Raw genomic sequence first — 21,707 nt, forward strand, 5'->3', positions numbered from 1 at the left:
GGATCGGGGAAAGAAATGAAAGACTTCCATGCAATTTGCTGACCGCCTGAAAAACGTTGAAACCTCTGCCATCCGTGAACTCTTCAAACTGCTGGGCAAGCCCGGCATCATCAGCTTTGCCGGCGGCTTTCCTGATCCGGCGTTGTTTGATGCGGAAGGCATCAAGGAATCCAGCAATGCCGTGCTGACCAACAACCCCGGACCGGTGCTGCAATATGGCGCCACCGAAGGCTACCAGCCCTTGCGCGAAGGCCTCAGCACTTTCATGGCGCAAAAGGGCGCCACGGTGACGCCTGACGGCCTGATTGTGACCACCGGCAGCCAGCAGGCGCTGGATTTGATTGGCAAGTGCATGATCTCGCCCGGCGACAAAGTCATTGTGGAAGCGCCCACCTTTTTGGCCACCATCCAGTGTTTTCGCCTGTATGGTGCAGAAATCATCGGCGCCCCGATTGATGCGGACGGCGTGGATGTGGATCAACTTGAAAAACTCATTCTTGAACACAAGCCTAAGCTGGTCTACCTCATTCCTACCTTCGGCAACCCCAGCGGCGCCACCTTGAGCCTGGCGCGGCGCAAGCGAATTCTGGAAATCGCAGCCCGCACCAAAACGCTGGTGGTAGAAGACGATCCTTATGGCGAACTGTATTTCGACAAGCCGCCACCGCCAAGTTTGCTGGCCCTGAGCGACGACATTCCCGGTAGCCGCGACTGGTTGGCTCATTGCGGATCTTTCAGCAAAATCTTGTCGCCGGGCCTGCGTTTGGGCTGGATGATTGCGCCGCCTGCACTGCTGGCCAACGCCACCATGTGCAAACAGTTCAGTGATGCCCACACCAGCAACCTGACCCAGGCCATCGCCGCGCATTACCTCACACTCAATCGGCTGGACGGTGCGCTGACCGTGGTGCGCCGCACCTACGCCGAGCGTGCCCGCGTCATGGCCGCATCCTTGCGCCGCGAGTTGGGTAGTGCAATTGAATTCAATGCACCCCAGGGCGGCATGTTTTTCTGGGCCAAGCTCACCGGCACTGACGGCCGGGGCAGCAATGCCAATGACTTTGCCAAACGGGCCATTGAACAAGGCGTGGCCTTTGTCCCCGGCGCACCATTCTTTGCGCATGACCCCGATCTGTCCACCCTGCGTCTGAGCTTTGCGACGGCAGGGGTGGAGAAGATTGAAGAGGGCATGGCGCGGTTGAGGCTGGCGCTTTAGTCTGGCGCGTCAGTCGCTAATTGCACGCAGTTACGCCCTGCTTCTTTGGCGCGGTAGAGTGCCAAGTCGGCTTGCTGTATCAGATATTCAGGGGAGTGCTGACTGGACGGCACCAGACTGGCCACGCCAAGGCTGAAGGTGACAATGCCGGGCACGGTTTCGGTGTGCGGCAGTGCCAGCGACCAGACCTCGTGCTGCATGTTTCGGGCTGCTTCCAAGGCGTCATGCCCGTTGGTATCCGGTAACAGCACGACGAATTCCTCGCCGCCGTAGCGAGCCACCAGTTCTCCGGCTCGCCGTCCTGCCTTGACCAGCGCCCCGGCAAGCGCCTGCAGGCAACTGTCACCGGCTACATGACCGTAGTGGTCGTTGTAGTGTTTGAAGAGGTCAACGTCGAGCATGACCAGCGCCAAGGGTGTGCCCGTGCGTTGTGCACGGTTCCATTCCTGCGCAAACAGATTGTCAAACTTGCGTCGGTTGGCGATACCGGTCAGCCCGTCCGTGTTGCTGAGTGCCTGCAGCTTCATGTTCGCTTCTTCCAGCGCCAAGGTGCGCTCTACAACCAGTGATTCAAGCTCAAGGTTGCGCGCGCGCAAGCCCTTGATCGGGTAGACCTCGCCATCCCGGACCAGCCCATAAGGAATGGAGATGCCACTGTGCACAATCTTCCAGTCTGCCCCCTCTAACCGAAAAATAAGCACCAACCGTGCGGTCTCGCGAGAAAGAATGCTGTCGGGGATGGGCAAGTGAATATGGAAGAAGGCAGTGGCGACGACAACGTCGGCACTGAGGTCCTGCATTGCCAGGTCCAGCATCTCGATGCGGATCCGGCTGGTGACTTGCGAGAAATCTTGTCGGGTGATCTTGGCCCACTCGGCCCGGTCTTTGACGAGAAAATCGCCACCGCCGGTGTAGCCACTGAAATTTTCACTGAAGCGCGCCGTCAGGCGGTCATCGCGCGCGGCATACATCTCGATGTATTCGTCAAACAGTGAACGGATGAGGTCCTGGCGTTCCTGTCGCATGGTGCGGGCCTTGCTGGGGGTTATCGAAGGGCGGGTCAGTTGGTGGCAAAACGCCCACGCAGATACGCGATGATCGCGCCGGATTCGTGCATCCACTGGCTGTTCCCTGCCTGATCAGTGATTTTTAGACAGGGCACCTTGGTCAGTCCGGTTTCGCGTAACAATTCCTCGCGATTGCTGCCGTCTGGTCGGGCATCACGGCGTTCAATTTTCAGGGACAAACGATGAATTTCCTGCCGGACCTTGATGCAGAAGGGGCAGGTTTTGAATTGATAAAGAACGATGCTTTGACATTGTTCATCCACCTGGTCCTGCAATGCCGGCTGGCGTACCAGGCCTTTCGGTCGGCTGATCATTTCCCACAGCAGCATCACGGGGCCAAGGATGATCCTCAAGGTTTTGAAGAATGTTCTGATAAAAAATTTCATGGTGACTGCTGGGAATCTAAATAGGGTGGCTGTACATCAATACTTAAACAATGCCTACTTGGCAGTTGCCAGCCGGAAGCTGCCCGTCGGACCGGCAATGACGCGACCACTTTCAATTAATTTTTTGGTGGCTGCGGTCATCGAACCCAAGGGGATTCCCGTCTCTTGTCCAGCGGCAGTTTGACTTAGCACCGTAAATTTCTTGGAGTTAAGAATCTTCTCAAAATACTGTAAAAGTTTGGCGGGATTCCCGTTGAGCTGCTGAGTACTTTTTCTAACACCAACTGGCTTGACCGGGCTTGGGCCTGGTTTTGGGGCGCGGGTACTGCGGGTCGTGCCAGACTTCAATTTCTTCTTCTTGCTTTTAACCAACACATCCGTGGGTGTCATGTCATTTTGACTAACCACACTCGCATCGTTAGCGCGTATCGGCGCGGCAAGAGAGGCGACTTGCACCACGAGTGGTTGATCATCCGCGATCAATTCAGCCGCCACTTGGTACACCTTCTTGATCTCTTCCTCGATCCCTGCCATCGTTTGTGAGAGGCGAGCGACAACCTTCCAGTTCTCAAACAAGCTGTCATTGCCCAGGTGATACGGGTTTGACACCATCGCGGCATTGACACGCTGCGCGTAGTCCTTGACGGCGTTCTTGAGTTCGAGATCGGCTGAAAATACAGCTGCACCGGCCTGTTGGATGGCTGACAGCGTTGCGCTAGAGAGTGACATGGGCGGGATCCTTTTTCGATCTGAGGGGGAGACGAGATTTGTGCTGCATGCCCTGGGATGGATACCAGGGCACGGGCAGAAAACGTGAAGTTAATCCAACCATTGCAGATTAAGTATCTTATCGCGGGCTGGTTTTGCCCGGATTTTTACGGCAATAGTGGCTGCCGCATGCTTGAATTCAATGGCTTACAGTGCTTTTTGCACGACCGCACCTTTGAATAGATAGGGTAGACGGGGCGCTGCGTTTTCTGCGATGCCGCCCTTGCTTTCTACGCTGATGGCCAGTTGCTGGACGTCAAGTAATGATTTTTCATTGGCCGCCAAACGCAAGGTCTTGCCTGCGCTTGCCAAAATGCCTAAGGAACGGGGTTTGCCATTGGCGGGCAGAGCCCACAGTTGCATGGTGTCTTCGCGTCCTTCGGACACACTGTTCAGGCGCTGAATCTGCAGCGCATTGTCTTGTGGGTCCAGTGTGACCAACAGGGCTGCTGCTTGCTGCTCGTCCAGGAGCACCGCAATGTATTTGATTTGCGCGATGTTTTGAAGCTTGCCCTGTAATTGATTGATCTGGGCGGTGAACTGCTCATACATGCTCACCCCCGTGGCGGTGGCAAAAGCCATGACCAGCAGACAAACGATGGTGGCTGCGCGCCACCATGCCGCATGAGAGATCGGAGGCCGGGAGGGGGAGGCGGTTTCATTCATTCGTATTAATTCTCTTGATAAGGGTTTGCAGCATTTCCGCTGCCTTGTTGTTAATTTGGCAGGTCCAGCAGCACTAAATTATCGTGCACCGTGATGCAACGCAGTAACTGCTCACGCGCCTTGTCGGTATGGGCGGAGCCAGCTTAATCCTAAGCAACCTGGGTCGGCAATGATTAGAAAATTTTGTATTTGGCATGCCGTCACGGCCTAATGCGATCCTGATGCGATCCTGATGCGGCGGGTGGTACGCTGGCGTCATCATGAATTCTCACCCGGTTTCTGACGCTAGTCATCACCCAGTGCGCAACTGGATCGTTGTCGCTTTGCTATTGGCCGCCGCGACCATATGTAGCTTTCTGCTTGATCGTTATGTCTCGCTGACAAGCCAGGCCATGATTTATGTATTGGCGGTTGTGATTGCCGCCTATAAATTGGACTGGATTGAGTCGGCCATCTGCGCGGTGGGGGCTGTCACGGCCTTGAACTTCTTTTTTGTCCCACCGCGCTGGACATTTGCGGTCGAAAACCAGGAGCACTTCATTGGACTGGGCGCCATGCTGGTGGTTGCCTTGGTTATCAGTCGCCTCGCTACGGGCGTTCGGCGTGAATCCGAGATCGCTCGTTTGAACGAGAGCCGCGCTCGGCAATTGCAAGCCCTGGCAAGCGACCTTTCCAATATCACTATGCCAGAAGAGGTCCTGGCGCTTGGCCAGAGAGCCCTGAACGCGGCCTTTGTTGGCCCTTGTTCGTTGATCTTGACGCAGGATGGGCGCAAACTGGAACATGCGGATGGACTTGCGACCGCGGTGCAGGACGGCTTGCGTTGTTGTATGGCGGAAGCCGCCGTGCTGGGGCCGGGGACCGGACGCTGGCCAGGACTTGATGCCTGGTATCTGCCTTTGGGTGACAAAGGGCATGTAACCGGTGCCGTTTGTGTCGAGTCAGCTTTTGCCAATGATGCGAGTGGCTTGGAACATGCCAAAGCGCTTTGCGCCCTGCTGGCGCAAGCACTGTGGCGCCTGCGCCTGACTTCATCGATGCTTTCCGCCCAAAGCGAAGCGCAACGTCAGCAGCTTCAAAGCACTTTTTTAGCGGCCATCTCGCACGATCTGCGAACACCGTTGGCCGCCATTGTTGGTGCGGCCTCTGCCTTACAGACTCAGCGTGACAAGCTGAGCTTGTCCGAGCAAGCGCGGCTGCTGGGCAGCATTGTGAGCGAGGCATCCTATCTGTCCACGGTAACTGAAAATACTCTCCAGCTAATGAGCCTCACCAGTTCGGCGCAGCAATTACGCCGGGATTGGGAGTCGTTGGAAGAGATCGTTGGCGCCGTGCTGGCGCGCGTGCGGCAACGGGACCCTGAGCGCCGCATCAAGTCCAAAGTGCCTGAAGACCTCCCCCTGGTCAAGGCAGATCCGGTGCTGCTCGCGCAATTGATCGGCAATCTGCTGGATAACGCACTGAAATACAGCGATGGTGCGATTGATCTGACGGTGAACTTAGAGGGCCAGGCGATTGTTGTTTCCGTCAAGGATCGGGGCCCCGGTATCCCCGAAGCAGAGCAAGAAGCCATTTTTGAGCCTTATTCACGCAGTGATCAGTCCGGCCAGCGGGGTGCCGGTCTGGGACTGGCGCTGTGTCGGGCCATAGCCCAGGCGCATGGTGGGCAACTGAAACTTCGACCGCGTACCGGTGGTGGGAGCATTTTTTACTTCACCGTGCCGGTTGATGTTCTGCAACCGGGCAAGGAGCTCGCATGACTTTGCTTGTACTGGTGGTCGAAGACGACCGGGAGATTCGGGCGTTGATCCAGTCTTCCCTGTCGGTGGAGGGGTTTGAGGTTCAGACGGCCGTGTCAATGAGCGAAGCCAGTGCATTACTGCGGCATGACCCGCCTGATGTCATCGTGCTTGATTTGGGATTGCCTGACGGCGATGGGGTACAGCTGGTGCGCGAGGTGCGCAAGCGCAATGCTGTGCCGATCATTGTGGTGTCCGCACGCCATCAGGAAACGCAAAAAATACTGCTGCTCGATGCCGGGGCCGATGATTACCTGACAAAGCCGTTCAGCGTGGGCGAACTACTGGCACGCATTCGGGTGTCCCTGCGCCACCGTGGCACGGCCCTGGCCGCGGCAGTGACGGTGCATGAACTGGACGATCTGCGCATTGACCTTGCATCACATGTTGTGAAGCGCAATAGTGAAGTGTTGCATCTCACACCCACCGAGTTCAAGTTGCTTGCCCGACTGGTGCGCAGTGCGGGCAGGGTGGTGACGCATCGGCAGTTATTGACCGATGTCTGGGGGCCTGAGTTCACGGAACACACGCATTATTTGCGACTGTACATGGCTCAATTGCGGGCAAAGATCGAGCGCGATCCCGCCGAACCGAGGCATTTGCTCACCGAAACCGGCGTGGGTTATCGGCTGGCAGTAGCCTAAGTTAGTTTTCCTTATGCGTTCCTGATGCGTCCAGGGTGATAGTGGCACCCTGTTCACAGTCTATGGATTGCAATGAGTAAAACTTCAGATCGGGAAAGCCTCGCGGCGCTCACCTTGGGTGCTATGGGCGTGGTGTACGGCGATATTGGTACCAGTCCCCTGTACACCATGAAAGAAGTCTTCAGCCCGGCTACCGGTATTCCGCTGGACGCGACCCATCTCATCGGCGCTGTCTCCGTCATTTTTTGGGGCTTGATGATGGTCGTCACACTGAAATATGTGTTGCTGATCCTGCGTGCCGACAACCGGGGCGAAGGCGGCATCATGGCCTTGACGACACTTGCGGCCAATGCCGCCGGAAAAACTCCGCAGCGACGCACGATTTTGCTGTTGATGGGCGTGTTTGGCGCGGCCCTGTTTTATGGCGACAGTGTGATCACACCAGCCATTTCCGTACTGAGTGCAGTCGAAGGGTTGGAGGTGGTCACGCCGGCATTCAAGCCCTATGTGTTGCCCATTTCAGTGGCGGTTCTCATCGGACTTTTTGCGGTGCAACGCTATGGCACTGGCCTGGTCGGCAAGCTGTTCGGGCCGGTGATCATGGTGTGGTTTGGCGTATTGGCCTTCACTGGGATTTCGGAGATCATTCAGCAGCCGGCTATTTTGGCGGCACTGAATCCATTGAACGGTCTGGCCTTTTTGCGCTCACAGGGCTGGCATATGTTTGTGGCGGTGGGGGCCATCGTGTTGGCGTTCACGGGCGCCGAGGCGCTTTATGCTGACATGGGTCATTTTGGCAAACGGCCGATCCAGCTTGCCTGGATCGGCCTCGTGTTGCCGGCCCTGGCCATCAATTACATGGGGCAGGGCGCATTGCTCATGCGTGACCCGTCCGCGCTTGAAAATCCGTTCTATCGCCTGTTCCCCCAAACTTGGCTTATCGCCGCCGTCGTGTTGGCAACACTGGCAACCGTTATCGCGTCCCAGGCGGTCATCTCGGGGGCCTACTCCATGACCAAGCAGGCTATCCAGCTGGGACTGCTGCCCCGCATGCAAGTGCATTACACCTCGGCGAAGGAAGTCGGCCAGATATACATGCCGGAGGTGAACTGGATTCTGCTGGTCTCCGTTTTGCTTGCCGTTGTTGGCTTCGGCAGTTCTTCTGCCCTGGCGTCTGCCTATGGTATTGCCGTGACCGTGACGATGTTGATCACGACCGCGTTGACTTTCTTCGTCATCCGCCACGGTTGGGGATATTCAGTGCCGGTGGCGCTCGCAGCGACGAGTGTGTTTTTAGCCCTGGATGTGCTTTTGGTGGTGTCTTGCTCACTTAAATTTCTCCAAGGGGGTTGGTTTCCGCTGGTGCTTGGCGCCGCCATCTTTATGATCATGGCAACTTGGAGGCAAGGTCGTGAATTGCTGATTGAGAGCATTCGCCACGATGATCCCGAATTGCTGCCTTTCATTACGGCGTTGACCGAAGATCACGTGCATCGGGTTCCCCGCACGGCGGTTTATGCCGTCGCTAACCCGGATACTGTTCCGCAGGCCCTCATGCACAACCTGAAACACAACCAGGTGCTGCACGAGCGCAATTTAATCCTCACGGTCGTGTTCCATGATGTGCCATGGATTCCGTTCGAGGAGCGTGTGCAGGTCAAGCCTTTGGTTTCCGGTTTCTGGCGGGTGCAGGTGAATTATGGTTTCAAAAATACACCTGATATACCGAAGGCGCTGGAACTCTGCCAGCCCCTTGGTTTGCCGATCAATCTGTTCGAGACTTCATATTTTCTAAGTCGCGAAATCGTGGTGCCGACCAAAGGCACCGGCATGGCACATTGGCGCGAAACACTATTTGCCTTGATGTCACGCAATGCCGGCAGTGTGGCTGACTTTTTTTGCCTGCCCAATAATTGCGTGATTGAACTGGGGACGCGTGTTCAGATTTGATGCAATTCGTTATTCGGCAAAACGCAGAAAGATGAGTTATTTACTTGACTGGGATCTATGCCAACTGCTGGTTGGGGTAATTTAGTAGAAGCGCTATCATCCAAAATATTGGGGTCAGGGTAATTTCCGTTATCTTCACGTCGACCCCGTTGTTTGAACTGGAGGTTGGAAAATGCGTTATTTGATTATTCTGGTTGCGATGGTGTTGGGGTTTGTGACTTCGGCTATGTCGCAGGTAAGCATTGGCATCGGACTTCCAAATGTGAGCATCGGGATTAACCTGCCGGTGTATCCAGAACTGGTTCGGGTGCCGGGTTATCCGGTCTATTACGCACCGCGACTGAATTCGAACTTTTTCTTTTACGATGGGATGTACTGGGTCTACCAAGAGGACAACTGGTACGCGAGTTCCTGGTACAACGGGCCTTGGGGTCTTGTAGCTCCAGAGTTTGTGCCATTGTTCGTTTTGCGAATTCCTGTGCGTTACTACCGGGTTCCTCCTGTGTACTTCCGCGGATGGCGGTCGGATGCGCCACCTCGCTGGGGTGAGCACTGGGGCAATGAATGGCAGCAGCATAGAAGCGGATGGGACCGATGGAATCGCAGGTCTTCGCCCGCGCCAGCGCCGTTACCGCTCTACCAGCGTCAGTATTCAGGGGATCGCTATCCCCGAGTGGAGCAGCAACACGAGCTTCAAAGCCAGAAATACCGTTACCAGCCGCGTGATGCTGTAGTTCGTCAGCATTATCAGGAACAAGTGACACCCAAAGCGCCCACCTCTTTACAGCGGGGGGATCAAGGTCGTTCTGTTATTCCACCACGCGCGCAGGTGCCGCAACAGGGTCGCGAAGAGGTTCAGCGGGCAGTCCCCGCACAAATCCCTTCTCGTCCGAGAGGTCCCGCCGTTCAAGATCAGCGGCAACAGCAACAGCAACAACCTCAAGGTGCTGCGCAGCGTGAACAACAAAATCGAGCATCAAGCCAGGAAAACATGCCGAATGAGAGAGGTCCACAGGAATCAAGACGCGGTCAGTGGCAGGAGAAAGACCGTGAAAAAGGCGAGGGAAGAGGTCCGGATCGCAATAGGTAATGGGCGCCTCCAGTAACTTTAATTAGCCTTAATTGAAGCGCAGTCGCACCGCCTTGTGACGCTGAAATTTGCCCAAATACAGCGCTGCGGTGACGAGGCGCTCACTTGGTTGACAATCACGGGTTGATCTAACGTTTAATCTCATGACCCGAACCACATCAGAAGCCCCCGTCCAACCCGGTGAGACCACGCCAGCAAGCGAGCAAACCGGGCAACTGGATCGTTCGAAAGCTGTTCAACCTGTTCTTGAAAAGCTGTTTGAGCTTTATCCGCATCTCTTTGGTGCTGAGTTTTTGCCCCTCAAGCTGGGAATTTTTCAGGAACTTTTGGCCAGTCACCCTGAGCATTTCGAGCGCGACACCCTGAAGGCCGCTCTGGGTCGGCATACGCGTTCCGCGCGTTACCTGCAAAGCGTGGCCGCGGGCAACAAGCGGCACGACCTTCAGGGTCTAGCCGTGGATAACGTGTCTCCTGCGCATGTTTATTTGGCCATGCTTGAACTGTTCCGCCGCCGACAGGGCCGTTCGCGAGAGGATTTACGACCGAAGTTTCGCGCACAGCTTATTGCTGCGTTTGAGTCGTCTGGTTTAAATCGTCAAGAGTATCTGTCGACGGTGCAGACACAAGATGTTGATGCCAACACCCTGCTGGAGGAAGCGCTCGCCGAGTACGATCAAAAGCTGGCCAAGCAAGAAGCACTCGTCCGGGCCTTCAATAGCAGTGGCAAGACACTTGAAGAGTTTGCCGATATGTATGGTTTGGATAAGCGCGACGTGAAAATCGCGCTTGATCGAAATATCGGTCTGCAAACCCCTGTGAGCAATACGCAGTCCGAGAGTTAAAGCGACAGAACCCGCATTTATGCGGGTTCTGTTGAGGGTTATGACAACAGGGTTTACATCCCCAGGTACGCGGCCCGCACCTGCTCATTGCTGATCAACTCCTGCCCGGTGCCGGTCAGTGTCACCTGACCCGTCTCCAGCACATAACCGCGGTCGGCAATCGCCAGCGCCGCAAAAGCGTTCTGCTCCACCAGCAGAATGGTCATGCCCTGCGCCTTGAGCGTCTTGACCACGTTAAACACCTCCTCGACCAGCAGCGGTGCCAGCCCCATGGAAGGCTCGTCCAGCAGCAGCATCTTGGGCCGCCCCATCAGGGCACGGCCAATCGCCAGCATCTGCTGCTGGCCACCGGACAAGGTGCCGGCCGGCAGCAGCCGCTTTTCCTTCAAGATCGGAAACATGGCAAAGACTTTTTCCAGATCACCTTCGACCTGTTGCTTCGGCTGGGTATAGGCCCCCAGGCGCAAGTTATCGTCAATCGACAGCGGCCCGAACACCTGGCGCCCCTCCGGGCTCTGGCAGATGCCGCGGCGCATGCGCAAGTCCGAGCGCAGCCGGCTGATATCTTCGCCGTCGAAATGGATACTGCCGGCGCTCATCGGCTGCACCCCCGACAGCGTCCGCAGAAAGGTCGTCTTGCCCGCGCCGTTGGCCCCCACCAAGGCCACCGTTTCGCCACGGCGCACTTCCAGGCTGATGCCCTTCAAGGCCTTGATGCGGCCATAACAGCTCTCCATCTGGCTCACACGCAGCAGCACATCGGTTTTGGCGGGTGCGGCGTTGGCTTGCAGGTGGCCCGCCGTGCGTCCGCCCAGCCCGATCGATTCCGGGGCCAGACTGGCAATGCGGTGAAACAGCTCCCGAAACTCCGCCTTGGCCTTGTCGCCAAACAGCGGGTCAGCGTTGTCCAGAAAGGCGCTGTCGATCTCACGCCAGTCTTGTGCCGTCAACACCTCGCGGGCCAGCGGCATGGCATACTTTTCCTCCGCCTGGATATGACTCTTCAAGCCGGCGGTGTAAAGACGCAAGGCGGCGGCGAACTCAGGGATCGCCAACTGGCCCTGGGCGGCTTGCGCCACGCAGGCGCGCAAGGCCTGGAGTTTCTCCGGCCCATCGCGGTGGTCTGCTTGCAGCGGGTCCAGAATGGCCGCCGCCTGTGTGCTGCGCAGGCGCAGGATCCGAAACAGGAAGTCATCTTCTTTGGGGTGGTGCGAGCGGTCGACAAACTGTTCGATGTAGTCAAACACCGAATTGAAGAAGGCAGCGTCCACCGCTGCGCCGCCCTCGATTTCTTCGGCGACCTGGTCGATGGTGGTGGCGAGGCGCCACAGATTGCTGTGGTCTTCGCTGATGATGCGCAGTGCTTGCATGCGAGTGCCTTATTTTTGTTTTTTTCTTGTTTTAAGCGTGGGTGCCAAGATAGGCGGCGATCACGTCGGGATTCTTGCGCACCTCTTGCCCGGTGCCTTCCGCCAGCTTCTTGCCGTAGTCCAGCACCAGAATGCGATCTGACAGGTTCATCACCATCTTCATGTCGTGCTCCACCAGCACCACGGTGACGCCGGAGTCGGCCACCTTGCGCACCAGGGCGTCGACTTCAATGGTTTCCTTCGGGTTCAGACCGGCGGCCGGTTCGTCCAGAAAGATGATGCGCGGCTTCAGGGCCAGCGCGCGGGCAATCTCCAGCCGCTTCAGGGCGCCATACGGCATGCTGTCGGCACGGGCTTCGATGTAAGCCGCCAACCCGACAAAGCGCATCAGCTCGGCCGACTCTTCGCGCAGTTCAGCGTCCCGGCGCGTGATGGACGGGAACCGCAGCGCGGCTTTGAGCGGGTTGCGGTCCAGTCGCAGGTGGGCGCCGACCATCACGTTCTCGATCGCGCTCATGTTCATGCAGATCTGCAGGTTCTGAAACGTGCGGGCCACGCCGCGGCGGGCCAATTCGTTGGGTACCTTGCCCGCGATGGACTCACCGTCGAGCAAGATGGTGCCACTAGTGGGGGTGTAGACCCCGGTGATCAGATTGAACAGCGTGGTCTTGCCTGCGCCATTGGGGCCGATGACGGCATAGACAATGCCGGCTTCGATGCTGAAGCTGACGTTTTGCACCGCTTTAACGCCACCGAACTGGATCGAGAGTTGTTTGACTTCAAGGAGTGCCATGCTCAAGCTCCCTTGCCAAATTTAGCGGCCAGTGTCGGCACCAGTCCCTTGGGCATGAAGATCATGCAGACCATCAGGATGGCGCCGAAGGCGACCGTTTCCCAGCCTTCAAACGTGGCCAACGCCTGTGGCAGTGCGGTGAGCAACACGGCGCCCACTATCGAGCCGTAGACCGAGGCCATGCCGCCAATCACCACCATGGTGACCAGTTCAATGGAGTGAAAGAAATCGGCGAAGTTGGGCGTGACAAAGCCGACGTAATGGGCGGTGATACTGCCCATCAGGCTGGCAAAGACAGCGGAGATGACAAAGATCGACACCTTGTAGCGCACCACATCAACACCAGCGACCTGGGACGCCACCTCCGAGCCGTGCAAGGCACGCAGGGCGCGCCCGAAGGGGGAGTTGATCAGGTTCAGGGAGGCCCAGACGCTGACCGAGAGCAGCAGGGCCACCACCCAGTACCAGTGCTTGTCGCTCGACAGCTCAAAGCCCAACAGGCCTAAAGGCGGCACCGGCATGCCGTCCGGGCCACCGGTCAAGGCGGCTTCATTGCGCAGCACGATGTTGATGATGATGCCCAGGCCCAAAGTGGCCATCGCCAGGTAGTGGCCCTTGAGCTTGAAGATCGGCCGGGCCAGCAAGGCCGCCAGCAGACCGGTGACCAGCGCCCCGGCCCCCATTGCCAGCAGCGGATGCCAGCCGAAGTGGGTTGGCAGCACGGCCGAGGCGTAAGCCCCGATCCCCAGGAAGCCAGCGTGCCCCATGCTGATCTGGCCGGCAAAGCCGATCAGCAGGTTCAGGCCCAACACAATCACGGCGTTGATCGCCATGCGAATGACCAGATCCATGTAGAAACTGTTGGGCAGCACAAAAGGCAGCACCAGCAAAATGGCGATGACGATGTACAGCCCAAAAAAAGCGCTCTTTCTCATGACTTAGACCCGATCCGTTGATTTGCTGCCAAACAGACCGCGTGGCATGAAGAAGAGAATGAACAAGATCAGAACGAAGGGAATCGCATCCTTGTAGGCAGAGGAGATGTAGCCGGCGCCCATGGCTTCCAGAATGCCGACCAGCAAGCCGCCCAGCACCGCGCCCAGACCGTTGCCCAGACCGCCGACAACGGCGGCGACAAAGCCTTTGAGACCCAGCATGATGCCAACGTCGTAGGACGTCATGGTGATCGGGGTCACCAGAATGCCGCCTAATGCACCGAGTGCGGCCGACATGGCAAAGCTCATGAACAGCACCCAGTTGGTGTTGATGCCCACCAACTCGGCGGCCAGCCGGTTGAACGAGGTGGCCAGCATCGCTTTGCCATGCAGGGTGCGGTTGAAGAAGTACCACAACGCCACCACCACCAAGGCCGTGCCGCCCAGCACCCACAGGCTTTGCGGCATCAGCGTAGCGCCCAGGATGGCAATCGGCACTTCGCCGGAAAACGCCGGCAGACTGTGGGTGGCTTTACCAAGCCAGACCTGGATCAGGCCGCGAATGACCAGCGATGCACCGATGGTGATGATGATCAGGGTGACGGTCTCAGCGCCTTTGACCGGCTCAATCGCCAGCTTCTCCAGCAGGACGCCGACGATGGCGGGTACCAGAATGGCCAGCACCAACGCCACCGGCAGTGGCAAGCCGGCCTGGGTGAAGAAGACTGCCAGCATGCCGCCGAGCATGATGAATTCGCCTTGCGCAAAGTTGATGACGTTGCTGGCGTTGTAGATCAGGGTGAAGCCCAGAGCGGCCAGCGCGTAGGTCGCGCCGACCGTGATGCCGGAGAACAGGAATTGCAGAAATTGGGCCAGCATTACATGCCCCGTCCTGTTCGATTGAAAACCAAGTGCTTGACCGATTGCTTGAGCATTTTTTCCTTGTCGTTTCAGTAAAGGGCTACGCGCCCATACTTTGCGATTTTGAAACGCAACCAATGATCTGTCAATAAAGTGATACAAGAAAATTGTAAATATAATTTATTTGTATCACTTTAAGTGGTGTCAAGAGGGTTTTCCCTAGCTAACTCCGAGATAAATATGAGAAAGATCACTCGACGCAATGATCTCGTCAAGCTGGCGGTGATAGCGGGTCTTCGTTTTGGAATCGTTCAGCCAACATGGGGAGCGCGACCGGTGTCGTGCCGTTCGATAATTTCATGTGGAGCTCAATGTGACGCTCGGAGGGCGCGAGCAGGCGTCGGTAAAGCTCCTTGCACAGCAGGCGGGCTTTTTGCCCGGGCCAGTTGCCGGGAAGCAGTACGTCAGGAAGTTCTGGGTCCCGTAGCAGCAGTCGACGATAGTCGTGGATGAGCAGGGTGCGCAACAAGAAGGCGCTTTCGTCGTCAATTTCGTTCTGCATTTCACGGCGCAGCTGATCCAGCATGGGCTGATAACACGCCACGAAGTCGGTATAGGACGTGCCGAGCTGTTCCAGGTTCCATGCGTTCTGCACCATATCGGCGTCACTGGCCGAGAGGTCTGAGCCGGCATGGGCGGCCAGTAAAGGCATCAAGTGCTTGAGCAAATCGCTCATGCCCTCCGTCGTGAGTGCATCAACAGCGGTTGTCAGATCCGTGCTGGGATGAACGAAACAGTCCGAGCCCACCACCCCAAAACCTTGCCAGAAGAAGGCGCGCCGCAGCCGTTCACGCTGCTTGGGCTCAATTTCTCCGACGGTCAGAATGAGGCGCCAACGGCGATCCCAGAGGGGGGCATTGGACGCGTAAATATGGCGCGCTGATTCTTCAAAGCGACGCTGCCCTGCAGGGGTCAGCATGTAATCTGCACGTCGACCGATGGCTTCGGAGTACATCCATTCCTCTTTGACGAGGCGAAAAATGGCAGTCCGGATGAGTCGCTCATTCAGTTGGAGTGGTTTGAGCAAGCCAATCAGGCTGCCCAACCAAATGCGTCCACCACGTGGCAAAACAGCATCGCCAAAAACGGAAATTATCAGCGAGCCTGCCTTCATGCGGCTTTGCTGCCGAAAGTCGGCAAGGTGTTTCTGGATGGAATCAATCACTGGGAAGTACCGGAGGCTACAGGCATAAAGGCGTGCATCTTAGCCGCCCTGATTGTTTTGCAAGTTAGCGGCGTTTTGTTCTGGCTGGCAAGGTTCATGGTTTTGGTCTTAGGCACGAGGTCCCTATTTTTAACATTAAAGCGATACATGTTTCAAAATAAACAAAGACTTAATGAATCACTATGTGATAAAGTTAATTTAAATTAAAAACAGTTGATTAAAAAATTGTTGACTGAAGTTCCTTGTCTGCAAATGCAGGCATCCCTCATTTAGGAAAAATCAATGTCCCACCCCCTATTCGAAAAGCACCGCGCCAAACTCGACCATGCGCTTAAGGCGATCCAAACCCGTGGTTATTGGTCTGCCTACAACGAAATGCCCAGCCCTAAAACCTATGGTGAAACCGCCGCTGAAGATGGCAAGCGCGCTTTTGACGCACATCTGGGACACCAATTTGCGATCGATCAGCCAGGGCAGACGGGTTGGTTGGGTGGCGAGCAGTCGCCCTTCGGCGTTGAACTCAACGTTCAGTACCCGGTGTGTGAAACGCAAGCCTTGATTGATGCCGGTCAGCAGGCCATGCTGGGCTGGCAGGCGGTGGGTAGCGAAGGGCGCACTGGTATTTGCATCGAGATGCTGGACCGTTTGAACCAGCAAAGTTTTGAGCTGGCGCACGCCGTGATGACAACGACTGGTCAAGGCTGGATGATGGCGTTTCAAGCCGGTTCACCCCACGCACAAGATCGTGGTCTGGAGGCCGTGACTTATGCCTACCGCGAACAGAGCTTTGTGCCGACGGAGACGATTTGGGAAAAGCCGCAGGGCAAGAACCCACCGCTGGTGATGAAAAAGCTCTTCGAAGTGGTGGGGCGTGGTGTGGGTGTCGTCGTCGGCTGTGGCACCTTTCCGACCTGGAATACCTACCCCGGTTTGTTTGCCGCCTTGGCGACCGGCAATGCCGTGATCATCAAACCGCATGGCAACGCGATTCTGCCCGCGGCCATCACCGTACGCACCATCCGCGCCGTACTGATTGAGAACGACATCGACCCCAACCTGGTCACCCTGTGTATCGCGGATAAACGTGAAACCACGCAACAGTTGGTGACCCATGCGGCGGTCAAGTCGGTGGACTTCACCGGCGGTAATGTATTTGGTCAATGGCTGATCGACAACTGCCGTCAAGCTCAGGTCTATGCCGAATTGGCAGGTGTGAACAACATCGTGATTGACTCCACCGATGCCTACAAGTCGATGCTGCGCAATCTGGCGTTCACGCTGGCGCTCTATTCCGGCCAGATGTGCACCACTTCGCAGGCGCTGTTTGTGCCGGCGGGCGGGATTGACACCGAAGACGACCACAAGTCTTATGACGAAGTTTGTGCGGATCTCGCCCGCACCATCGAGGGCACGCTGGCCAAGCCGGAAGTCGCGCTCGCCGTGCTCGGCGCCATGCAATCAGCGGACACCTTGAAACGCGTTGAGGAAGCCAACAGCGGCGCGCTCGGCCGCGTGATTCTGGCCTCGAAAAAACTCGACAACCCCGAATTTCCGAACGCCGAAGTGCGCACACCGGTGCTGCTGGCCTGCGATGCGGCCGATGAAAAAGCCTATATGGAAGAGCGTTTTGGCCCGATCACCTTTGTCGTCAAAGTGGCCGATACCGCCGCGGCAATCGCCTTGTCGGAGCGCATTGTGAGCACCCACGGCGCCTTGACCACCGGCATTTACTCCACCAACCCCGAAGTGATTGACGCCATGACCGCCGCCACCTGGCGCGCCAAGGTCGCGCTGTCGATCAACCTGACCAGCGGCGTGTTTGTGAATCAGTCCTCCGCCTTCTCCGACTACCACGGCACCGGCGGCAACCCGGCGGCGAATGCCTCTTACTCGGATTCGGCTTTTGTGGCCAATCGTTTCCGGGTCATTCAGCGTCGTTACCACGTCTAAGGCACGGTCATGACTTTTGAAAATATCCGCTTTGAGGTGCAGGGCAGCGTTGCCCGCCTGACTCTCAATCGCCCCGACAAGATGAACAGCTTCAACGCGGCCATGCACGCCGAGTTGCGATCGGCGCTGGACCAGGTTCAGGAAGACAAAACGATCCGTGTGCTGGTGCTCACCGGCGCCGGTCGCGGGTTTTGTGCCGGGCAGGATTTATCCGATAGCCAGGTGCAATTCGTGCCCGGCGAAACAGCGCCTGATATGGGCAATGTAGTTGAGCAAAACTACAAGCCGCTGATCTTGCGCCTGCAAAATCTGCGGGTGCCGACCATCGCGGCCGTCAATGGTGTTGCGGCGGGCGCTGGGTCCAGCTTGGCGCTGGCTTGTGACTTGGTTATTGCCAGCAAATCGGCCTCGTTTTTGCAGGCCTTCTCCAAGGTCGGCTTGCTTCCCGACACCGGCGGCACCTGGTTTCTGCCACAACGTGTCGGCATGGCACGCGCCATGGGCCTGGCGCTGCTGGCGGGCAAACTGTCGGCGGAAAAGGCCGCCGAATGGGGGCTGATTTGGGCCGCCGTGGAAGACGCCGAGTTTGCCGCCACTGTCGATGCGTTGGCGCTCCAACTGTCCACCGCGCCCACCAAAGCCTTGGTGCGCACACGGCAAGCCATGCATGCCGCGCCCGGCCACACGCTGGAACAGCAACTGTCCATGGAAGCCGGTTTCATGCGCGAGTTGGGCTGGAGTGCCGACTTCACCGAAGGTGTTGCCGCCTTCGTGGGCAAGCGCGCACCTCATTTCACGGGGGAATAAAGAGATGACCGCGCTTTTAAAGCAGTCTGTGATTGCCGTGGTCGGAACCGGCGCCATGGGTGCCGGTATTGCCCAGGTGGCCGCCGCAGCCGGTCATCCGGTGAAGCTGCTGGACACCCGCCCGCAGGCGGCCGCACAGGCCGTGGCCGGTATTCGCGCCCAGTTCGCCCGAATGGCCGAAAAAGGCAAGCTGAGTCCAGCGGCCGCCATCGCCGCCAGTGAGCGACTGATCGCGGTCAATGAGTTATCCGATCTGGCCGATGCCAGCTTGGTGATTGAGGCGATTGTCGAAAACCTGCAAGCCAAGCAAAAGCTGTACTGCGACCTTGAAGCGTTCGTCAGCGTGGATTGCATTTTTGGCACCAACACCTCCTCGATTTCCGTCACCGCGATTGGGGCGGCCCTGCAGCACCCCGAACGGCTGGCGGGTTTGCACTTCTTCAACCCAGCGCCCTTGATGGCATTGGTGGAAATTGTTTCCGGTCTGGCCACTGACAAGGCCGTGGCGCAAACGTTGTTTGCCACCGCCACCGCTTGGGGCAAAACGGCGGTACATGCCAAATCGACGCCGGGCTTCATCGTCAACCGTGTGGCGCGCCCGTACTACGCCGAAGCCATGCGCGTGTTGAATGAAGGCGGCGCTGACCCCGCCACGTTTGATGCCTGCTGCCGTGAAGCCGGTGGGTTCCGCATGGGGCCGTTCGAGCTGATGGACATGATTGGCCACGACGTTAATTTTGCCGTGACCCGTTCGGTCTGGCATTCGTTCTACAACGACCCGCGTTTCTTGCCTTCTCTGATTCAGCAGGAACTGGTCGATGCAGGCTTTCTCGGCAAAAAAACAGGCCGTGGTTTTTATGATTACCGCGACGGTGCCGTACGCCCAGTGCCCAACACCGAAGCCGTACAAGCGACACCCGACAGCGTGGTAATTTACGGTGATTCTGTCGCCGCCAAAGCCTTGGCCGAGCGCTTGCGCACCCAGAAGGTCAGCTTTAGCCAGGCAAGCGCCAATGGTGACTTGCTGGTGACAGCCGGTGATGCGCATGTGTATGTCACCGATGGCCGCACGGCAACGCGCCGGGCCTTTGAGACTGACGTCGCCAATACCGTGCTGATCGATTTAGCGCTGGACTACAACAAGGTCACCCGGCTGGCCCTCAGTGTGGCCGCGCAATGCGACAGCGCCAGCGCCGCGCAGGCGATCGGCTTGCTGCAAGCCGCGGGCATTGCGGTGTCGCGTTTCAACGATGTGCCGGGTCTGGCCGTGATGCGCAGCGTCGCCATGCTGGCCAATGAAGCGGCCGATGCAGTGAATCAAGGCGTGTGTGATGCCAAAGGGGCTGATGCCGCCATGCGCCTTGGCGTCAATTACCCCTGCGGCCCGCTGGCCTGGGCCGATCGCGTGGGCCTGCCCAAAATAAATCAGGTGCTCAGCAACCTCGGTCTCGCCTACGGGGAAGACCGCTACCGCGTCTCGCCGCTGATTCAACACCACGTTTTTGCGGGGAAGAATTTTCATGACTGAGTCCCATCCCAATCCGCAGGCCTTGGCCGAAGAAGTGGCGGCGGCCATGTGGTCGCGCGACCGTGCCACCCAAGCCTTGAATATGCAGCTGCTCAGCGTCAAACCGGGTTACGCCCTGGTGTCGATGCCGGTGCAGGGGGATATGCTCAATGGCCACCACACCTGTCACGGCGGCTACCTGTTTACGCTGGCGGACAGTGCCTTTGCCTATGCCTGCAACAGCCACAACCAGAACACGGTGGCTTCGGCCTGTCATATCGACTTTTTGGCACCCGCCAGAGAAGGCGACGTGCTGGAGGCCGAGGCCGTCGAGCGCTCGCTGGCCGGTCGCACCGGCGTGTATGACGTCACGGTGCGCGTGCGGGGTGGCAAAACCATTGCCTTGTTTCGGGGCAAGAGCTACCGTATCAGTGGTGAAGTGATTAACGGCCTGCAGCAGGCCGAGCGCCCCCAATAATTAAATGACCCAGAGGAGACAACATGCCTGTTAAAAAGCCCATGCCCGGTGATCTTGAGCCCATTGAGACGGCCAGCCGTGACGAAATTTCCGCCCTGCAACTGGAGCGCATGAAGTGGACGCTGAAGCACGCCTACGACAACGTGCCGCACTACAAAAAGAAGTTCGATGAAAAAGGCGTGCATCCCGATGACCTGAAAACTTTGGCCGACCTGGCCAAGTTTCCGTTCACCACCAAAATCGACCTGCGCGACAACTACCCGTTTGGCCTGTTTGCCGTGCCGCGCACCAAGGTGGCACGCGTGCACGCCTCATCCGGCACCACCGGCAAACCGATCGTCGTCGGCTACACACTCAAAGATATTGATAACTGGGCCAATCTGGTAGCGCGCTCCATCCGCGCCGCGGGTGGCCGCGCCGGCGACACCTGCCACATCGCCTACGGCTACGGCTTGTTCACCGGCGGCATGGGGGCCCACTACGGAGCCGAGCGCGCGGGTTGCATGGTGATCCCGATGTCGGGTGGTCAGACCGAAAAACAGGTGCAGTTGATTCAAGACTTCCAGCCCGAGATCATCATGGTCACGCCGTCCTACTCGCTGGTGATCGCCGAAGAGTTTGAGCGTCAGGGCATCAAGCCCGAAGATATTTCCCTGAAGATCGGCATCTTTGGCGCCGAGCCGTGGGGCCACGGCATGCGCGATGAGATTGAGCGCAAGCTGGGCATTGACGCCATCGACATCTACGGCCTGACGGAAGTCATGGGACCCGGCGTGGCCTGTGAGTGCATCGAATCGAAAGACGGTCCGGTCATTTGGGAGGATCATTTCTATCCCGAAATCATCAATCCGGACACCGGTGAAGTGGTCGCCGATGGCGAGGAGGGCGAACTGGTTTTTACCTCGTTGTCCAAAGAGGCCATGCCGGTGATTCGCTACCGCACCCGTGATTTGACCCGCTTGCTGCCACCCACCTCGCGCAGCTTCCGGCGCATGGACCGCATTACCGGCCGCACCGACGACATGTTGATTGTGCGTGGCGTCAATGTTTTCCCGAGCGTGATTGAAGAACAGATCCTGCGTGACAAGCGTTTGGCGGGGACTTACCAAATTCTGCTCACCCGTGATGGTCACCTGGACAACGTCGAAGTGCGTTGCGAACTGCAGCGGGAGTTTTCCGGTCACTTGTCGCCCGTGGAAGTCCAGGCGATTGCCAAGGAGATGCAGCACCACATCAAGACCATCGCCGGTATCTCCACCAAAGTGACGGTGATGGATTTCGAATCCATTCCACGCACTTTGACGGGTAAGGCCCGCCGCGTGATCGATGAACGTCCCAAGCAGAACTGAAAGA

Annotated in this window: 20 protein-coding genes and 1 pseudogene; 11 read left to right on the forward strand and 10 right to left on the reverse strand. The window is 57.6% G+C overall.

Translation table 11 applies throughout. The features are described from left to right. The first annotated feature begins 28 nt into the window (after nucleotides 1-28). Entirely contained in the window at nucleotides 29-1,216 is a 1,188-nt protein-coding gene (locus HHJ17_RS04320) for a PLP-dependent aminotransferase family protein (RefSeq protein WP_296499937.1), read from the forward strand. Here the strand turns inward: HHJ17_RS04320 and HHJ17_RS04325 are convergent. The 4 genes from HHJ17_RS04325 to HHJ17_RS04340 form a co-directional block, all read right to left on the reverse strand. After that, nucleotides 1,213-2,241, reverse strand: a complete 1,029-nt coding sequence (locus tag HHJ17_RS04325) for a diguanylate cyclase (RefSeq protein ID WP_296499936.1) — start codon at nucleotides 2,239-2,241, stop codon at nucleotides 1,213-1,215. The genes HHJ17_RS04320 and HHJ17_RS04325 overlap by 4 nt on opposite strands. A 35-nt stretch (nucleotides 2,242-2,276) precedes the next feature. After that, nucleotides 2,277-2,669, reverse strand: a complete 393-nt coding sequence (locus HHJ17_RS04330; protein ID WP_296499935.1) for a glutathione S-transferase N-terminal domain-containing protein — start codon at nucleotides 2,667-2,669, stop codon at nucleotides 2,277-2,279. A gap of 54 nt (nucleotides 2,670-2,723) precedes the next feature. Continuing rightward, nucleotides 2,724-3,398, reverse strand: a complete 675-nt coding sequence (locus tag HHJ17_RS04335; protein WP_296499934.1) for a hypothetical protein — start codon at nucleotides 3,396-3,398, stop codon at nucleotides 2,724-2,726. 186 nt (nucleotides 3,399-3,584) lie between these two features. Continuing rightward, nucleotides 3,585-4,103 carry an anti-sigma factor gene (locus tag HHJ17_RS04340; protein ID WP_296499933.1) on the reverse strand — a complete coding sequence of 173 codons (519 nt, stop codon included), beginning with the start codon at nucleotides 4,101-4,103 and terminating at the stop codon, nucleotides 3,585-3,587. Nucleotides 4,104-4,363: 260 nt separating this feature from the next. On the opposite strand from HHJ17_RS04340, the gene HHJ17_RS04345 reads away from it, so the two are divergent. The 5 genes from HHJ17_RS04345 (at nucleotide 4,364) to HHJ17_RS04365 (ending at nucleotide 10,428) form a co-directional block, all read left to right on the forward strand. Next, nucleotides 4,364-5,863 carry an ATP-binding protein gene (locus tag HHJ17_RS04345; RefSeq protein ID WP_296499930.1) on the forward strand — a complete coding sequence of 500 codons (1,500 nt, stop codon included), beginning with the start codon at nucleotides 4,364-4,366 and terminating at the stop codon, nucleotides 5,861-5,863. After that, nucleotides 5,860-6,546 (forward strand): response regulator, encoded by a 687-nt coding sequence (locus HHJ17_RS04350; protein ID WP_296499928.1) that lies wholly within the window; start codon nucleotides 5,860-5,862, stop codon nucleotides 6,544-6,546. The genes HHJ17_RS04345 and HHJ17_RS04350 overlap by 4 nt, the downstream gene beginning before the upstream one ends. A 72-nt stretch (nucleotides 6,547-6,618) precedes the next feature. After that, nucleotides 6,619-8,496, forward strand: coding sequence for a potassium transporter Kup (locus HHJ17_RS04355; RefSeq protein ID WP_296499927.1), 1,878 nt, complete (start codon nucleotides 6,619-6,621; stop codon nucleotides 8,494-8,496). 172 nt (nucleotides 8,497-8,668) lie between these two features. Then, on the forward strand, nucleotides 8,669-9,586 hold the full coding sequence (locus HHJ17_RS04360) for a hypothetical protein (RefSeq protein WP_296499925.1): 918 nt from the start codon (nucleotides 8,669-8,671) through the stop codon (nucleotides 9,584-9,586). Nucleotides 9,587-9,729: 143 nt separating this feature from the next. After that, entirely contained in the window at nucleotides 9,730-10,428 is a 699-nt protein-coding gene (locus HHJ17_RS04365; protein ID WP_296499924.1) for a ProQ/FINO family protein, read from the forward strand. 53 nt (nucleotides 10,429-10,481) lie between these two features. Here the strand turns inward: HHJ17_RS04365 and HHJ17_RS04370 are convergent, their stop codons facing one another. The 6 genes and pseudogenes from HHJ17_RS04370 to paaX form a co-directional block, all read right to left on the reverse strand. Beyond that, nucleotides 10,482-11,183, reverse strand: coding sequence for an ABC transporter ATP-binding protein (locus HHJ17_RS04370; RefSeq protein ID WP_296499990.1), 702 nt, complete (start codon nucleotides 11,181-11,183; stop codon nucleotides 10,482-10,484). Nucleotides 11,184-11,399: 216 nt separating this feature from the next. Next, nucleotides 11,400-11,798: pseudogene (locus HHJ17_RS04375) on the reverse strand (hemerythrin domain-containing protein); the annotation flags it as partial. A 31-nt stretch (nucleotides 11,799-11,829) separates the two neighbouring features. Further along, a complete protein-coding gene (locus tag HHJ17_RS04380) occupies nucleotides 11,830-12,591 on the reverse strand; it encodes an ABC transporter ATP-binding protein (protein WP_296499922.1) in 762 nt (253 codons plus the stop codon). Nucleotides 12,592-12,593: 2 nt separating this feature from the next. Further along, nucleotides 12,594-13,526: a branched-chain amino acid ABC transporter permease gene (locus tag HHJ17_RS04385; RefSeq protein WP_296499920.1), complete on the reverse strand. Its 933-nt coding sequence runs from the start codon at nucleotides 13,524-13,526 to the stop codon at nucleotides 12,594-12,596. A gap of 3 nt (nucleotides 13,527-13,529) precedes the next feature. Then, a complete protein-coding gene (locus tag HHJ17_RS04390) occupies nucleotides 13,530-14,402 on the reverse strand; it encodes a branched-chain amino acid ABC transporter permease (RefSeq protein ID WP_366557523.1) in 873 nt (290 codons plus the stop codon). A gap of 256 nt (nucleotides 14,403-14,658) precedes the next feature. Further along, a complete protein-coding gene (gene paaX / locus HHJ17_RS04395; RefSeq protein WP_296499916.1) occupies nucleotides 14,659-15,612 on the reverse strand; it encodes a phenylacetic acid degradation operon negative regulatory protein PaaX in 954 nt (317 codons plus the stop codon). 282 nt (nucleotides 15,613-15,894) lie between these two features. Here paaX and paaN point away from each other — a divergent pair, with 282 nt between their 5' ends. From paaN to paaK, 5 genes are read left to right on the forward strand one after another with little or no spacing between them, the layout of a single operon-like run. Next, nucleotides 15,895-17,562: a phenylacetic acid degradation protein PaaN gene (gene paaN, locus HHJ17_RS04400; protein ID WP_296499914.1), complete on the forward strand. Its 1,668-nt coding sequence runs from the start codon at nucleotides 15,895-15,897 to the stop codon at nucleotides 17,560-17,562. Between the two features lie 9 nt (nucleotides 17,563-17,571). Continuing rightward, complete coding sequence (gene paaG, locus HHJ17_RS04405; RefSeq protein WP_296499911.1) at nucleotides 17,572-18,369, forward strand: 2-(1,2-epoxy-1,2-dihydrophenyl)acetyl-CoA isomerase PaaG; 798 nt, start codon at nucleotides 17,572-17,574, stop codon at nucleotides 18,367-18,369. Between the two features lie 4 nt (nucleotides 18,370-18,373). Further along, nucleotides 18,374-19,897, forward strand: coding sequence for a 3-hydroxyacyl-CoA dehydrogenase PaaH (paaH, locus tag HHJ17_RS04410; protein WP_296499909.1), 1,524 nt, complete (start codon nucleotides 18,374-18,376; stop codon nucleotides 19,895-19,897). Continuing rightward, a complete protein-coding gene (paaI, locus tag HHJ17_RS04415) occupies nucleotides 19,890-20,354 on the forward strand; it encodes a hydroxyphenylacetyl-CoA thioesterase PaaI (RefSeq protein WP_296499908.1) in 465 nt (154 codons plus the stop codon). The genes paaH and paaI overlap by 8 nt, the downstream gene beginning before the upstream one ends. A 23-nt stretch (nucleotides 20,355-20,377) precedes the next feature. Continuing rightward, complete coding sequence (paaK, locus tag HHJ17_RS04420) at nucleotides 20,378-21,703, forward strand: phenylacetate--CoA ligase PaaK (protein ID WP_296499907.1); 1,326 nt, start codon at nucleotides 20,378-20,380, stop codon at nucleotides 21,701-21,703. Nucleotides 21,704-21,707 lie beyond the last annotated feature (4 nt).

The organism is Rhodoferax sp. (assembly GCF_012927445.1).
Classification (GTDB): Bacteria; Pseudomonadota; Gammaproteobacteria; order Burkholderiales; family Burkholderiaceae_C; genus Rhodoferax.